The 13,751-nt window shown below is 72.2% G+C and carries 11 protein-coding genes; 5 read left to right on the top strand and 6 right to left on the bottom strand.

From position 1 onward, the window contains the following. Nucleotides 1-77: 77 nt before the first annotated feature. Both ACIBH1_RS41170 and ACIBH1_RS41165 read left to right on the top strand, forming a co-directional pair. Nucleotides 78-416 carry an ArsR/SmtB family transcription factor gene (locus ACIBH1_RS41170; RefSeq protein WP_397319502.1) on the top strand — a complete coding sequence of 113 codons (339 nt, stop codon included), beginning with the start codon at nt 78-80 and terminating at the stop codon, nt 414-416. Further along, nucleotides 413-838: an SRPBCC domain-containing protein gene (locus ACIBH1_RS41165; RefSeq protein ID WP_397319501.1), complete on the top strand. Its 426-nt coding sequence runs from the start codon at nt 413-415 to the stop codon at nt 836-838. The genes ACIBH1_RS41170 and ACIBH1_RS41165 overlap by 4 nt, the downstream gene beginning before the upstream one ends. A 22-nt stretch (nt 839-860) precedes the next feature. Here ACIBH1_RS41165 and ACIBH1_RS41160 read toward each other — a convergent pair whose 3' ends face one another. Beyond that, nucleotides 861-2,441: a bis-aminopropyl spermidine synthase family protein gene (locus ACIBH1_RS41160; protein ID WP_397319500.1), complete on the bottom strand. Its 1,581-nt coding sequence runs from the start codon at nt 2,439-2,441 to the stop codon at nt 861-863. Between the two features lie 125 nt (nt 2,442-2,566). Here ACIBH1_RS41160 and ACIBH1_RS41155 point away from each other — a divergent pair, with 125 nt between their 5' ends. After that, on the top strand, nt 2,567-3,124 hold the full coding sequence (locus tag ACIBH1_RS41155) for an LGFP repeat-containing protein (protein ID WP_397319499.1): 558 nt from the start codon (nt 2,567-2,569) through the stop codon (nt 3,122-3,124). On the opposite strand, the gene ACIBH1_RS41150 is transcribed toward ACIBH1_RS41155, so the two are convergent. From ACIBH1_RS41150 to ACIBH1_RS41130, 5 genes are read right to left on the bottom strand one after another with little or no spacing between them, the layout of a single operon-like run. Next, a complete protein-coding gene (locus ACIBH1_RS41150; RefSeq protein ID WP_397319498.1) occupies nt 3,119-3,466 on the bottom strand; it encodes a response regulator transcription factor in 348 nt (115 codons plus the stop codon). The two genes, ACIBH1_RS41155 and ACIBH1_RS41150, sit on opposite strands and share 6 nt — an antisense overlap. 54 nt (nt 3,467-3,520) lie before the next feature. Continuing rightward, nucleotides 3,521-4,192 (bottom strand): response regulator, encoded by a 672-nt coding sequence (locus tag ACIBH1_RS41145; RefSeq protein WP_397319497.1) that lies wholly within the window; start codon nt 4,190-4,192, stop codon nt 3,521-3,523. Continuing rightward, nucleotides 4,174-5,808: a histidine kinase gene (locus ACIBH1_RS41140; RefSeq protein WP_397319496.1), complete on the bottom strand. Its 1,635-nt coding sequence runs from the start codon at nt 5,806-5,808 to the stop codon at nt 4,174-4,176. Before ACIBH1_RS41140 ends, ACIBH1_RS41145 begins: the two co-directional genes overlap by 19 nt. 4 nt (nt 5,809-5,812) lie before the next feature. Beyond that, the gene (locus ACIBH1_RS41135; RefSeq protein WP_397319495.1) at nt 5,813-8,191 is read right to left on the bottom strand and encodes an ABC transporter permease; all 2,379 of its coding nucleotides are present in this window, start codon (nt 8,189-8,191) and stop codon (nt 5,813-5,815) included. Continuing rightward, nucleotides 8,188-8,865 (bottom strand): ABC transporter ATP-binding protein, encoded by a 678-nt coding sequence (locus tag ACIBH1_RS41130; protein ID WP_397319494.1) that lies wholly within the window; start codon nt 8,863-8,865, stop codon nt 8,188-8,190. Before ACIBH1_RS41130 ends, ACIBH1_RS41135 begins: the two co-directional genes overlap by 4 nt. Nucleotides 8,866-9,098: 233 nt before the next feature. On the opposite strand from ACIBH1_RS41130, the gene gltB reads away from it, so the two are divergent. Together gltB and ACIBH1_RS41120 are read left to right on the top strand one after the other, a co-directional pair. Then, complete coding sequence (gene gltB, locus ACIBH1_RS41125) at nt 9,099-13,613, top strand: glutamate synthase large subunit (RefSeq protein ID WP_397319493.1); 4,515 nt, start codon at nt 9,099-9,101, stop codon at nt 13,611-13,613. Next, nucleotides 13,610-13,750, top strand: a complete 141-nt coding sequence (locus ACIBH1_RS41120) for a hypothetical protein (RefSeq protein ID WP_397319492.1) — start codon at nt 13,610-13,612, stop codon at nt 13,748-13,750. Before gltB ends, ACIBH1_RS41120 begins: the two co-directional genes overlap by 4 nt. Nucleotide 13,751 lies beyond the last annotated feature (1 nt).

Below are 13,751 nucleotides of genomic sequence, written 5' to 3'. Positions count from 1 at the left end.
CGTCGTCGAAAGTGTGTAAGATGTTGCTTAAACACTTACATACTGTCCCGGTAGTACGCAAACGAAGGCGGTGGCCCATGGACGACGCGCTGCGCGCGGTGGCGGACCCGACCCGCCGCGCGATCCTCGTCCTGGTGCGGGATCGCGAGGTGTCGGCAGGCGAGATCGCCGAGCGCTTTCCCGGGATCAGCCGTCCGGCGGTGTCCCAGCATCTGCGGACACTGGCGGCAGCCCGCCTCGTCGACGTCCGCCGCGCCGGCAATCGCCGCTTCTATCGGCTGCGTCCGGAGGGGCTGGCCGAGGCGGTGACGTTCCTGGAGACGATGTGGTCCGCCTCGCTCGGCCGCCTCCAGCGCGAAGCCGAGCGAGAAGAGCGTGCGCACACCGGCGACCAGGACGTGAAGGGGTCGTTGTGAGCAGGACGATCGAGCAGACGTTGCACATCCGCGCGCGTCCCGAGACGGTCTGGCGATTCTTCACCGACCCGGCACGCCTGGCGCGATGGTGGGGCACGGCCGAGCTGGACGCACAACCCGGCGGCATCCTGCGGGTGGCGATGCACGAGGGCCCGCGCCCGGTGATGCGCGGACGGTTCGTGGAGCTGGTGCCGTACGAACGTCTCGTCTTCACCTTCGGCTGGGAGGCCACCCCGGGAGCGCCCGACATGGCGCCGGAAACGTCCCAGGTCGAGGTCACCCTGACCCCGGACGGTGACGGCACCCGGCTCACCCTGCGCCACAGCGGGCTGCCTGCCGTACTGGAAGAGGAGACCGGCGGCGGCTGGGCGCACCTGCTCCATCGTCTGGGCGAAACGGCACGACACCGGGACCGCCGCTAGCCGGCCGGCCGGCCCCGGGTGCTCACGTGACCGCGCCGACGCGGCGGAGGGTGTCCTCGATCGCCGCCGGCAGCGCCTCCAGCAGGTGCATCGGCGCCTCCACCGGTGCGAGGCCGTCGGCCCATGGCGCCGCGTCGGCGATGATCGCGCGTGCCTCGTTCTTGGTGAGCTTGACCCCCCGCTGCTTGGCGTGCCAGATGAGCGGCTCGCGCCAGGTGTTGCCCAGCTTGCCGTGTCCCTTGCCGAGCAGGCGCTGCGTGAGCTCCTCGACCGGGTCCTGCGGCGGGTCGAAGGGCAGGTCGAGGCGGATGCCCTGGACCACGGGCCCGCGCGTGGAGATCGTGTACAGCGGCGCGAGCACCCGCTCGATCCGGTCGAGGTCGCCGGGCAGCGCCTTCATCCAGACCCTGATCCGGCCGGGCTGCCCCGCCAGCAGCACCCTGACCAGCGCCGCCTCCATGCCCGACGGCAGCGCGACGGCCACGTTGGCCTGCGGTCCGGCGAAGGGCTTGGCCAGCCAGGTCGCCAGTTGCGCGCGCGGCAGGTCGACGTCCTTGGACCACTCGCCGACGAGCAGGTTCCAGTCGAAGTCGCCGAAGTCGTGCCCTGGCGTGCGCACGAACGGGGTGGCGGACTCGATGGACTGGGGGCCGTGGGTGTAGATGGCGGTGGCGTAGCGGTCGACGCGGGCCGCGACGGCGGGCCGGGTCTTGGTGGTGGGCCGCAGGATGTAGAGGTCGGCGGCCGAACCGATCGCCTCCGCCCCGAAATAGCGGTTGAAGTCGGGGTACATGGCCTCGTAGGCGAGGTTCAGCTCCGACAGGCTGTTCTGCACCTTCAGCGCCAGCATCGGGGTGCGCTCGGAGGCGCCGTAGGCCAGCAGCACGCGCCCGTCGTCCTTGAGCCCCTCGACCGCGCGGGCCACGAACAGCCCGATGCCCTCGGGGGTGTACGGCGGGTCGGTGATCGCCAGGTCGTGCTCCTGGACCGAGGCGGGAAGCCCCAGCCGCAGGTCGGCCCAGCGGGTGCGCACGCCCAGGCCCTGCGCGTCGATGTAGGCCAGGATGCGGTCGTCGACGTCGACCACGGTGACCTCGGCCTCGGGGTGCACGAGCTTGATCGCCAGCGAGGTCAGGTCGTGGTCGCCCAGGCACAGCACCTTGGCGCCGTGCAGCCAGAACCGCGCGCCGAGCAGCAGCGCCCGGCGCAGCACCGTCTCGGGCGTGGCCGAGACGTGGTCGAGCTCCGCGCGGGCGCCCGGCGCTCCGGCGATGAGCCGTTCCAGCCGGTCGAGCACGTCGCGGTAGTGGGGCAGCAGGTGCTCGACCGGGTCGGCGGGCGGCGGCGCCATCGCGAACAGCGCCTGGTGCTCTCCCGCGTGTTCGAGCGGCACCCGGAACCGCTCGCCGTCGTGCTCCAGCTCCAGCGCGGCGAGCAGCGCCTCGATCGAGCGCCTGGAGGTCGCGCTGCGCCGCACCAGGTCGGCCCGGGTCCACCACTGGCCGTCGCACACCAGCATGAGCGCGTGGCGCAGCCGCCTGCTGTCGGCGCCCGCGGTGTCCAGGAGGGTGTCCAGGTGGGCGTCCGGGCCGGTTCCAAGCATGCGATCACCCTAGAGGACGTGGTGCTGGCATCCCGCGCGCATCTCCGTGCTGGCACCCTCGTGGGCCTCTCGCGTGATCTCTACCGTCGTAGGCAGATGGACGACCACCAGGGAGGGAACCCGAGATGCGCGCACTGCTCGCCGCCGCCGTCACCGCGGCCGCACTGATCACCGTCACCCCCGCCGCCCAGGCCCAGGCCTCGGCGTGCAATCCCGGCCTGATCCCGGAACCCAACAGCCTCATCCGCCGCCTGTGGGAGTACAAGGGCGGAGAGAACAGCGCCTACGGCTGCCCCGTCACCAAGGAGTACGGCTACGCCGACAAGCGCGGCTCGTGGCAGGTCTTCGAGTACGGCAAGATCGTCTGGTCGCCGAACCTCTCCGAGCGCATGCTCCTGCGCGTCTACCGCCAGGACTTCGGCATCTCCTTCGCCTGGGACAGCCTCAAGACCGAGCGCTACAACGTCATGTGGAAGACCCAGAACGGCTCCTGGCAGCAGTGGGGCGACATCAGGAACCTCTACATGCGGATCAACAAGAGCTTCTTCCTGCCCGACGGCGACGAGTCGAGGACCGCCCGCGTGCACTTCAAGGTGCAGGGCTGCAACAGCGGGGGCTTCCTGGCGAGCTCGAAGTGCACCGCGTGGAGCTACCCGATCGCTCTCGACTGGCCCGCCTCATAGGTCGCGCAGCTGGGCGGTGGACAGGTCGTCCTTGCGGATGTAGCGCACCGCCCCGCAGCTCAGGGCGTCGGGAGGAAGATCGTCCACGGCGTAGCTCGACACCAGCACCACCTTGGTCGCGGGGGCGGCCGCCAGGATGAGCCTGGTGGCCTCGATGCCGCTGATGTCGGGCAGGTGGATGTCCATGAGCACCACCGCGGGCCGTACGGCCAGGGCCTGGGCGACGGCGTCGTGCCCGGTCTCCGCCTCGCCCAGCACCCGCCAGCCGGGCAGCGCCCCGACGAGGGCACGCGCCACGGACCTGAAGGGCCGCTGGTCGTCCACGATCAACACGGTTGCCACCCCACCAGAGTGGGACGTGGGACCCGCCGCGGCCAAGGGTGCTGGCACGAGGGCTCAGGAGCCGCCGTGGGCCGACAGGTACAGCAGGACCGCCATGACCCGCCGGTTCAGGTCGGGCTCGTTGCCCAGGCCGAGCTTGGGGAACAGGGCGTTGATGTGCTTCTCGACGGCCCGCTCGGTGAGGAAGAGCGAGGCGGCGACCGCGGCGTTGCTCTTGCCCTGGGCGATGTGGGCGAGCACGTCGCGTTCGCGCGGTGTCAGCGCGGCCAGCGGCGAGCTGCGGGCCAGCACGTTGTCGGCGACGAGCGCCTCCACCACGAGCGGGTCGATGACCGAGCCTCCACGCGCCACCGCGCGGACCGCCTCGGCGAGCGCCCCCGGGTCGCCCACCCGCTCCTTGAGCAGGTAGGCCCGGCCGGAGCTGCCGCCCGACAGCAGCGGGGTGGCGTAGGCGGGCTCGGCGAACTGCGACAGCACCACCACCCCGACGCCCGGATGGGTGCGCTGGAGCGTGGTCGCCGCCTGGATGCCCTCGTCGGTGCTGGTGGGCGGCATGCGGATGTCGGTCAGCACCACGTCGGGCGTGTGGTCGCCGACAGCGGCCAGCAATCCGGGCAGGTCGCCGCAGGTGGCCACCACCTCCAGGTCCTCCTGCAGGTCAAGCACCCGCCGGACGCCCTCGCGCACGAGGAAGGAGTCTTCGGCGATCACGATCCGGATGGCCACCCGGCCAGCCTAGTGAGTGGGATCTCGCCGCGCACCACCGTGCCGGCGCCGGGGGCGGCCTCGACCTGGAGCGCGCCGCCGATCGCCCCGAGCCGGTCGGCCATGTTCACGAAGCCGTGCCCTGACTCGCTCCCCGGCTCGAAGCCGCGCCCGTCGTCGCTCACGGTGAAGCGCAGCACCGCCGGGTCGGCCCAGACCCGCACCCGCACCGAGGCGCCCTCCCCGGCGTGCTTGCCCGCGTTCTGCACCGCCTCCAGGCAGCAGAAGTAGACCGCCGCCTCCACCTGCTCCGGGTAGCGCTCGGCGGTGCAGACCTCCACGCTGTACGGCAGCGCCACGCGCCTGGCCACCGACCGCAGCGCCTGGCCGAGCCCGTGGTTGCGCAGCAGCGGCGGATAGATGCCGTGCGCCAGCTCGCGGACGGCGGCGTTGGCCTGGCGCACGTCGTCGCGCAGTTCCTCCAGCAGCGCGGGGAGCGTGGCGGGCTGCTGCCGCAGCAGCTCGGCGGCCAGCCCCAGCTTGACGCTCAGCGCCGCCAGGTGCTGCTGGGCGCCGTCGTGCAGGTCGCGCTCGATGGCGCGGCGCGAGGCGTCGGCGGCGGTCACGATGCGCAGCCGGGAGGCCTGCAGTTCCTCGTTGCGCCGCCGCAGCTCGGCCAGGGAGGCCTGGAGCGCGGTGTCGAGACGCATGTTGTGCAGCGCCAGCGCGACCTGCCTGGCCAGCTCGACGAGGACACGGTCGTCGTCGTCGGTGAAGTCGCCCTCGCCCGGCGCCCGCCGTACGACCAGCAGGCCCAGCAGCTCGCCCAGGTGCGCGGCCGGGGCGGCGCGCACCGGCGCGGGCCCGTCGAGCAGGGCGGGCAGCCACACCGACAGCCAGGTGTTGCCGCCGGTCCTGGTCCTGCCGACCACGACGCGCTCCTTGGCGTCGAGGACGAGCTCGGCCGCCTGCCGTTCCGGCACGCTCGCGGCCAGGGAGAGCCGGCCGTCCGAGCCGACCCACACCTCGGCGCCCGCGGGGCCGAGCGTGGCCCTGAGCGACTCGACGAGCTGCAGCAGCAGCTCGTCGAAGGGGACCGCGCGGCTCATCCTGGCGCCGAAGGAGGCCAGCAGCTCGGCCGGGTCGGGGCCGTGGCGCTGCAGCATGGAGCGGCCGAGCGCCACCAGGCGGAAGCGCATCGGCAGCGCCAGCGCGACGGCGGTGATCGAGGACAGGATGCTGGCCAGCAGCACGTCGCGCTCGGCGCCGACCGGGGAGCGGCCCAGGCCGACCACCACGGTCAGGTACACCGTCACGACCATCACCGTCAGCCCGGCCACGACCAGCGACTCCACCAGGGCGCGCTCGGCCCGCCGGGCGGTGGCGGGCGCGCGGCCCAGGACCAGCCCGGCCAGGGGCAGCACCAGCGTCGCCGGCACCCACGGCATCGGGGAGGCGGGGAAGCCGAGCAGCAGGTGCAATGCCAGGAGCACGGCCTGCGCCGCGCCCGCGACGACCGTCGTGGCCGCCAGCCACTGCAGCCTCCTGCGGCGGGCGGCGGCCAGCCTCGCCATGCGCAGCACCAGCCCGGCCACGACCGCCAGGATCCAGGTGAGCGCGAGCGAGGCGAGGATCACGGGCTCACTCCGCCCGGAGCACGTGGCCGATGCGCATGCGCGCGGCCCGCCGTCCCGGCCAGACCGCCAGCGCGTTGGCCACCAGCACCGCGACCGGCGTCACCAGCAGCAGCGCCCAGAACGCGATCGGCGGCTGGTAGAACAGCGGCGTCTGGTCGGCCACCGCCCGCCACAACGTGCGTCCCAGCGCCACCCCGAGAGGCACGCCGAAGCTCAGCCCGATCACCGCCAGCAGCGTGGCCTGGACGAGCACCACGGTCCTGGCCTGGCGCCTGGTCATGCCCAGCGCCCGCATCACCGCGACCTCCACCCCGCGCCGCCGTACGGCTGTCGCCAGCGCGTGGCCGACCGCGCCCACGGCCAGGATCGCCAGGAAGGCGGCGAGCAGGACCGGCAGGACCCGCAGGTTGCTGATCTCCGTGGCGGCCTCGGGCTGCTGCACGAAATCGACCGACATGGTGTTCTCGCCCGGCAGCGACCGCAGTCCTGCGGCCAGCCGTTCGTGCACGGCGGCCGGGTCGGCGCCGGGGCGCAGCGCCAGCATCGCGCCGAAGTACTTGAAGCCGTCGCCGAACATGGCGCGGAAGCCGTCGCCGGTGAGCCAGCCGCCCTCGTGGTACTCGTTGTGCGCGGCGGGCATGACGAAGCCGACGCCGGTGACCCGCAGCTCGTGTCCGGAGAGGGTGACCACGTCGCCCACCTCGGCGCCCAGCGCGCGGGCCGACGACACCGCCAGCGCCACCTCGCCCGCGCCGGCAGGCATGCGGCCCTCGGTCAGCACCGCGTCGACGGGCGTGCCGTTCGGCTCGAAGGAGAACAGCGCGACGGAGGTGTCGTCGGCGTTGCCCACGTCGCTGTAGGACACGGTCACCCCGGCGACGCCGGGGTCGGCGGCGGCCAGGCGCACGGCCTCGTCGGTCGGGCCGAAGACCCTGCCGCCCTCGCCCATGAAGAGCATGAGCTGGTAGGTCATGCCGAAGCGGGCGGGATGGGACACCGCGTCGTTCACCCCGGCGGAGAAGGTGAAGGCCGCGAGCACGCCGAGCACCCCCGCGACCGCGCTGAACAGCGCCGGGCGGACGGGCACGCTGGTACGGCCCCGGCCCGGCTCCAGCGCGAATCGGGCGCCGACCACCACCGGCACCGGCAGCCCCGCGCGGGCGGCGGCAGTGGCCACGGCCGAACGGCGCGGGGCGCCCGGCGTCGTGAGCGCCAGCCGTCCCGCCAGCAGCGCCCCGGCCAGCACCAGCAGCGGCACGGCCACCAGCCCCGCGATCAGCACCGGCCAGTCGGCGTCGAGGCCGGGATCCGGCTCGACCAGCGAGGCCGCGCCGATCGGGGTCCACCACGAGGCGGCCACGGCCAGCGCCACCCCCAGCGCCGCGCCCGCCACCGAGACCAGCACCGGCGCGGCGACCGCGGCGGCCAGCGACTGGCGGCCGGTCAGCCCGCTCGCGCGCAGCGCCTGCAGCTCGCCGACCGAGGCGGTGGTGTAGCGGGCGACCGACTGGCCCACCAGGACCATCGCGGCGATCAGGGCGGCCAGGGCGAAGGCCAGCAGCGAGTCGCGCTCGAAGCCCTGCATGCGCCGCAGGTGGCGGGTCTTGTCGTGCAGGTTCATCAGCTCGATGTTGGTGCGGCCGGTCGCCTCGGCCAGGCTCTTGCTGAACGCGGGGATGGCCTGCTCGCCGCCGCGCAGCCGGACCAGGGCGTTGACGAAGCCGAAGTCGCGCTTGGCGCCCAGGAAGTTGTCGGTGTACTTCTGGACGAGCGCGGGGGAGGGGAACAGGTTGCCCGGCGTGGTGATGCTGTCGGAGAAGAACGGGGAGCGCACGACGCCGACGATGCGCGCGGGCACCAGCGGTCCGCCGCCCGCGCCGCTCCACGTGCTGAGGTCCTCCGCCTGCTGCGGGGTCATCAGGCGCAGTGTCAGCGTGTCGCCCAGGCGCTTGCCGTGCGTGGTCAGGAAGAGCGGGGTGACGGCGACCTCGTCGGCGCGCGCCGGGTCGGGCACGCGGCCGTCGAGGACGACCGGGCGCTCGATCGTGCGCATCGCCTCGGTGTCGGCGGGCGGCAGGTAGCCGAAGAACTCCGGCAGGCCCTCGACGAAGAACGGCGCGATCACGATCCCGGCCAGCGCCTCGACCTCGGGCAGGGCGCGGATCGGCGCCCAGTCGAAGCCGGGCTGGTTGGGCAGGGCGATCACGTCGGCAGGCAGGGTGCGGGCCATCAGCCGCTCGATGGCGCTGTCGCCGCGCCGGGCGGCGGCGACCCCGGCCAGCACGGTGCCGGAGGCCAGCGCGATCAGCAGGCCGAGCGCCGTCAGGCTGCGCAGGCGCCTGCGTAACTCCAGCCGCAGCCAGTGCGAGGTGAGAGCGCTCATGCCACCCGCCCGTCGCGCATCAGGATCGCCCGGCTCGCGCCCGCGGCGACCTCGGGGGAGTGCGTGACCATGATGATCGTCTGGCCGTCGTCGTGCAGGCGGCGGAACAGCTCCAGCACCTCCAGCCCGCCCTCGCTGTCGAGCGCGCCGGTGGGCTCGTCGGCCAGCAGCAGCGTCGGCGCGTTGACCAGCGCGCGGGCGATCGCCAGGCGCTGGCGCTGCCCGCCGGAGAGCACCGAGGGCAACTGCTGCGCACGCTCGCCGAGGCCGAGCAGGTCGAGCAGGTCGCGGGCCCGCGACTCGGCGGCCCTGCGCCGCATCCCGGCCAGCAGCCCCGGCATGACCAGGTTGTCGAGCGCCGGGACGCCGTCGAGCAGGTTGAAGAACTGGAAGACGAACCCGACGTGGTGGCGGCGGAAGCGGGCCAGCCAGTCGTCGTCGCGCCCGTCGACGCGCTCGCCCGCGACCTCGACCGTGCCCTCGTCGACGACGTCGAGCCCGGCGATCACGTTGAGCAGCGTCGACTTGCCGCAGCCGGAGGGTCCCATGACGGCGACGAACTCGCCTTCGGCCACCTCCAGGTCCACCCCGCGCAGAGCCCGCACCGGCGCCAGCTCGGCGGCGAACGTGCGCCGCGCGCCCTTGACCCGCACCGCCATCGTCGTCTCACCCACGAGGGCATTCAACCGGGCGTGCGAGCCGGGTGGAAGGGTGCTAGCACCCCCGGAGGTCCCGGGTCGTGGGATAGCGCATTCCACATGGCAAGACCCGGCTAATGTTCGCGATCCGGACCTGGTGGGCACTATTCCGGCGAGGTGCGGTAACCTTCTACGCACGAACGCAGCAGGGCCAACGTCGTCCCCGCCTGCAAGCAAGTGACGCAGACGAAGACGACGGGAGGGTTTCTATGCCTGCTGCCCGCTCCGGCTCCTTTGGGGGATTCCCCGAGCCTCAGGGCCTCTACCACCCCGCCAACGAGCACGACGCCTGCGGTGTCGCGATGGTCGCCGACGTGGCCGGACGCCGTGGACACGGGATCGTGGTGAAGGCGCTGACGGCCCTGGTCAATCTCGATCACCGGGGGGCCAAGGGTAGTGAACCGGACACCGGTGACGGTGCCGGCATCCTCACGCAGGTACCCGACGCGTTCCTCCGCTCCGTGGCGGAGTTCGAGCTGCCCGCGGCCGGCGCCTACGCCGTGGGCATGGCCTTCCTCCCCTCCGACGAGGAGGCCCGCGGGATCGCCACCCGCATGATCGAGGAGATCGCCGCCGAGGAGGGCCTGACGGTCCTGGGCTGGCGCGACGTCCCGGTCGACAACCTGCTGCCCGGGCCGAGCGCCCGCGCGGTCATGCCGTTCTTCGGGCAGCTGTTCGTCAGCTCGCCCGACGGCGTGAGCGGCCTGGAGCTCGACCGGCTGGCCTTCTGCCTGCGCAAGCGCGCCGAGCACGAGGCCGACGTCTACTTCCCCTCGCTGTCGAGCCGCACGCTCGTCTACAAGGGCATGCTCACCCCCGACCAGGTCGAGCCGTTCTTCCCCGACCTGTCGGACGAGAGGTACGACTCGGCGATCGCGCTGGTGCACTCGCGCTTCTCGACGAACACTTTCCCGAGCTGGCCGCTGGCGCACCCGTACCGCTACATCGCGCACAACGGCGAGATCAACACGGTCAAGGGCAACCGCAACTGGATGCGGGCCCGCGAGGCGATGCTGTCGTCGGAGCTGATCCCCGGCGACCTGGAGCGGCTGTTCCCGATCTGCGACCCGGACGCCTCCGACACCGCCTCCTTCGACGAGGTGCTGGAGCTGCTCCACCTGGGTGGCCGCTCGCTGCCGCACGCCGTGCTGATGATGATCCCCGAGGCGTGGGAGAACCACACCGAGATGGACCAGGCCCGCCGGGCCTTCTACGAGTTCCACGCCTCGATGATGGAGGCCTGGGACGGTCCCGCCTCGATCACCTTCACCGACGGCACCCTGGCCGGCGCCGTGCTCGACCGCAACGGCCTGCGCCCCGGGCGCTTCTGGGTCACCGAGGACGGCCTCGTCGTGCTGGCCTCCGAGGCGGGCGTGCTCGACATCCCCGAGGACCAGGTCGTGCGCAAGGGCCGCCTGCAGCCGGGCCGCATGTTCCTCATCGACACCGAGCGCGGCAAGATCATCGAGGACGACGAGATCAAGGCCGAGCTCGCCGCCGCCCTGCCGTACGAAGACTGGCTCCACGCCGGGCTGGTGCGCTTCGAGGAGCTGCCCGCGCGCGCCCACGAGGTGCCCACCCACGAGGCGCTCATCAAGCGCCAGCAGACCTTCGGCTACACCGAGGAGGAGCTGCGCATCATCCTGTCGCCGATGGCCTCCTCCGGCATCGAGCCGATCGGGTCGATGGGCACCGACACCCCGGTGGCGGTGCTGAGCGAGAAGCCGCGCCTGCTGTTCGACTACTTCTCGCAGCTGTTCGCGCAGGTCACCAACCCGCCGCTCGACGCCATCCGCGAGGAGCTGGTGACGTCGCTGGCCAGCGTGCTCGGCCCGGAGGGCAACCTCCTGGACCCGGGACCGGCCTCCTGCCGCCAGCTGGTCCTGCCCTACCCGGTGATCGACAACGACGAGCTCGCGAAGATCATCCATATCAACGACAAGCACGACCTGCCGGGCTTCCACCCGTACGTCATCTCCGGCCTCTACGAGGTCGCCGGCGGCGGCCAGGCGCTTCGCGGGCGCCTGGAGGAGATCAAGGCCGAGGCCTCGCAGGCCATCGAGAACGGCGCCCGCATCGTGGTGCTGTCGGACCGCGGCTCCACCGCCGAGCTGGCGCCGATCCCGTCGCTGCTGCTCACCGGCGCCGTGCACCACCACCTCATCCGCGAGAAGACCCGCACCCGCGTGGGCCTGGTCATCGAGACCGGCGAGGCGCGCGAGTGCCACCACATGGCGCTGCTCATCGGCTACGGCGCGGGCGCGATCAACCCGTACCTGGCCATCGAGACGGTCGAGGACCTGGTCGACACCGGCATCCTCCAGATCGACAAGACCAAGGCCGTGCGCAACCTGATCAAGGCGTACGGCAAGGGCGTCATCAAGGTCATGTCGAAGATGGGCGTCTCGACGGTCGCCTCCTACACCGGCGCGCAGATCTTCGAGGCCCTCGGCCTCGGCGCCGAGGTCATCGACGAGTGCTTCACCGGCACCACCTCCCGCCTGGGCGGCGTGGGCTTCGACATCCTCGCCGAGGAGGCCGCCAAGCGTCACCGGCAGGCCTACCCGCGCGTGGAGAACGCCCACCGCAAGCTCCAGGTCGGCGGTGAGTACCAGTGGCGGCGCGAGGGTGAGCCCCACCTGTTCAACCCCGAGACCGTCTTCAAGCTGCAGCACGCCACCCGCACCCGGCGCTACGAGATCTTCAAGGAGTACACCGGCCTCGTCGACTCCCAGGCCGAGAAGCTGATGACGCTGCGCGGACTGTTCAGGTTCAGCAGCGACAGGAGCCCGGTGCCGCTGGAGGAGGTCGAGCCGGTCAGCGAGATCGTCAAGCGCTTCTCCACCGGCGCGATGTCGTACGGCTCCATCTCGATGGAGGCCCACGAGACGCTCGCCATGGCCATGAACCAGCTGGGCGGCAAGTCCAACACCGGCGAGGGCGGCGAGGACCCCGAGCGCCTCTACGACCCGTCGCGGCGCAGCGCCATCAAGCAGGTGGCCTCCGGACGCTTCGGCGTCACCTCGGAGTACCTGGTCAACGCCGACGACCTGCAGATCAAGATGGCCCAGGGCGCCAAGCCCGGCGAGGGCGGCCAGCTGCCCGGCCACAAGGTCTACCCGTGGATCGCCAAGACCCGCCACTCCACCCCGGGCGTCGGCCTCATCTCGCCGCCTCCCCACCACGACATCTACTCGATCGAGGACCTGGCCCAGCTCATCCACGACCTGAAGAACTCCAACCCCGCCTCGCGTGTCCACGTGAAGCTGGTCGCGGAGGTCGGCGTCGGGACTGTCGCGGCGGGCGTGTCCAAGGCGCACGCCGACGTGGTGCTCATCTCCGGCCACGACGGCGGCACCGGAGCCTCCCCGCTCACGAGCCTGAAGCACGCGGGCGCCCCCTGGGAGCTCGGCCTGGCCGAGACCCAGCAGACCCTGCTGCTCAACGGCCTGCGCGACCGCATCGTCGTCCAGGTCGACGGCCAGCTCAAGACCGGCCGCGACGTGGTCATCGCCGCGCTGCTGGGCGCCGAGGAGTACGGCTTCGCCACCGCTCCGCTCGTCGTCTCCGGCTGCGTCATGATGCGCGTGTGCCACCTCGACACCTGCCCCGTCGGCGTGGCCACGCAGAACCCCGAGCTGCGCAAGCGCTTCAGCGGCAAGCCGGAGTTCGTGGTCAACTTCTTCGAGTTCATCGCCGAGGAGATCCGCGAATACCTGGCCGAGCTCGGCTTCCGCTCCCTCGACGAGGCGATCGGTCACGTCGAGGCGCTCGACATGACCGCCGCCGAGGACCACTGGAAGGCCAACGGTCTGGACCTGTCGCCGATCCTGCACCGGCCGGAGCTGCCCGCGGGCACCCCGCTGCGCCAGGTCGTCACCCAGGACCACGGCCTGGAGCACGCCCTCGACAACACCCTCATCCAGCTGGCCGAGGGCGCGCTGGCCAACGGCACGCCGGTCTCGCTCGAGCTGCCCATCCGCAACGTCAACCGCACAGTCGGCACCATGCTCGGCTACCAGGTGACCAAGCGGTACGGCGGAGCCGGGCTGCCCGAGAACACCATCGACATCGCCTTCACCGGCTCGGCGGGCAACTCCTTCGGAGCGTTCATCCCGCGCGGCATCACCCTGAGGCTGACCGGTGACTCCAACGACTACCTCGGCAAGGGCCTGTCGGGCGGGCGGCTCACGCTCAAGCCCGCCGCCTCGCTCGACGGCCACATCATCGCCGGCAACGTCGCCCTCTACGGGGCGACCTCCGGCGAGGTGTTCATCCGCGGCGTGGTCGGCGAGCGGTTCTGCGTCCGCAACTCCGGCGCCACCGCCGTCGTCGAGGGAGTAGGCGACCACGGCTGCGAATACATGACCGGCGGCCGCGTGATCGTCCTCGGACCGACCGGCCGCAACTTCGCGGCGGGCATGTCGGGCGGCATCGCCTACCTGCTCGACGCCCACCACGAGCGGGTCAACCGCGAGATGGTGGCGGTCGAGCCGCTCGCCGAGGCCGACGGCGAGTTCCTGCGCGAGCAGGTCGACAAGCACTTCGCGGAGACCGGCTCGCCGGTGGCCAAGGAGCTGCTGGCCGACTGGCAGGGCGCGCTCACCCGCTTCACCAAGATCATGCCGACCGACTACAAGCGGGTCCTGCGCGCGGCCGAGGCCGCCCGCATCGAGGGCCGCGACGTCGACGAGGCGGTCATGGCGGCGGCGGTGCAGTCATGACCAAGTTCGTCAACACCCCCGGCGCCGGGCCCCGCCGTACGGTCGCCCGGCCCCTCGTGGCCCGCACGCTCACCCCGCGCGCCCTCACCCCGAGGTCGCTCACCCCGCGAGTCCAGATCCAGACGAAGGAGGCGTAAC

The organism is Nonomuraea sp. NPDC050663 (assembly GCF_044456985.1).
Lineage (GTDB): Bacteria > Actinomycetota > Actinomycetes > Streptosporangiales > Streptosporangiaceae > Nonomuraea.
This window is presented reverse-complemented; position numbering and strand designations above follow the sequence as displayed.